This is a genomic window from Bremerella sp. JC817 (genome assembly GCF_040718835.1).
Lineage (GTDB): Bacteria > Planctomycetota > Planctomycetia > Pirellulales > Pirellulaceae > Bremerella.
This window is the reverse complement of record NZ_JBFEFG010000039.1, coordinates 1-907: the sequence shown is the minus strand read 5'-3', so window position 1 is coordinate 907 and position 907 is coordinate 1. Positions and strand designations below refer to the sequence as shown.

Sequence of the window (907 nt, the reverse complement as noted above, 5' to 3'; positions counted from 1 at the left end):
CCGCGACCGAAAGCCAAAAGCGGGAAGCGACGAAGTTGGGGATTCAGTTCAACGATTCGATCACGGCTCGCGAACTTTCCGAGCTGATCGAGTGGGAAAAGAAGAACCTGATCGTGATAGGCCTGCATGTCGGGGTCGTTTCCAGCCCAGGCACATCGTTTCGGCGAACTGGTAGCGGGCATAATGCCTTCTTGAACCGGGGCGATAGGATCGTCTTCTTGTTGGGCGGCCAACGCCTTCAGCATCCACGATGGTGGGCTGTCGGTAGAGCCGGCCAGAAGCTGGTCGAGCGAGTCGGTTCCAAAATCATTTCGCCCGTGTTTTCCCGTGTTAAATGGTTCTTTCCACGAAATTCCGTCGTGGAAATCACTGAGCCCGTTGACGTAACCTTCCATCGCGGCCTGCAGGGCGTTGATTGGATCGATTTCGGTGATGATCACGCGAGGAAGGTTCGTGCCGCTCATGGTTAGGTCTTCACTTCCTGGAAGCGTTTGTAGTGGTCGCGCGTGACGAAGATCAATCAGTCATTCGAGTCGACCAGGCGTTCGGCACCGCGATGCACTCGCAAAAGCGTTTTGCTTTTGTCCCTGCGAGCGATGTTGCCCAACTGGGAAGAGAGAAATGTACCAGATCAGGACCGGGCGTCAACGGGCTCAGTGATTTCCACGACGGAATTTCGTGGCCGAGTTGTTCCATGATGTCCTGCTTGCCAGGCAGGAAGCGTTGCCCGATGAGCAGCATGTACAAACTGCCAACCAAGGCGCAAGCCGAGTGCAGCGTTTCATCCAACAGCTGCCAGTCGTCGCGGGTCAACCCATACGTCAATGGACCACGCTGCTCCGAGATCGCTTCCGATGGCGGTTTGACCGTACGGACGATGATATTTTCAGCCCCCAGCTTTTCAATC

Annotated in this window: 1 protein-coding gene and 1 pseudogene; both read right to left on the bottom strand. The window is 55.7% G+C overall.

Annotated features, from left to right (window positions below; translation table 11 throughout):
- Positions 1-464: hypothetical protein (locus tag AB1L30_RS00190; protein ID WP_367011345.1), on the bottom strand; the 464-nt coding region annotated here is incomplete at its 3' end.
- Positions 465-516: 52 nt separating this feature from the next.
- A pseudogene (locus tag AB1L30_RS00185) lies at positions 517-907 on the bottom strand (hypothetical protein); the annotation flags it as partial.